General features: G+C 67.2%; 1 protein-coding gene. It reads right to left on the bottom strand.

Annotated features, from left to right (window positions below):
• Window positions 1-229, bottom strand: a 229-nt coding sequence (locus tag AAEY78_RS15290) for a hypothetical protein (RefSeq protein WP_352340400.1), incomplete at both ends; no start/stop codon positions are given.

The raw sequence follows: 229 nt of genomic DNA, 5'->3' as shown, positions 1-229 counted from the left end.
CGCCCAAGCCCTCGCTCAAACCATCTAACAGACGCTCCTGCTCAGGGCTGGTATGACGACGGCTGGCCACCACGGTAAAGGCCTCGCCCGCCGCCCTGGTCTGGCGTACCTGAATCTGCTTGGGCGCCGCATTGACGTCCGACCGCCAAGCCCCCAGGCCCGCGCCGCCGAAGTAGCAACGGCCAGTGGTCGGTATCGAGACCACGCCGAACACCACGCGGCCCTGTTC

The sequence above is a fragment of the Psychrobacter sp. 16-MNA-CIBAN-0192 genome (assembly GCF_040309565.1).
Lineage (GTDB): Bacteria > Pseudomonadota > Gammaproteobacteria > Pseudomonadales > Moraxellaceae > Psychrobacter.
Note: the sequence above shows the minus strand (reverse complement) of the source record. Positions and strands in the feature narration are given on the sequence as shown.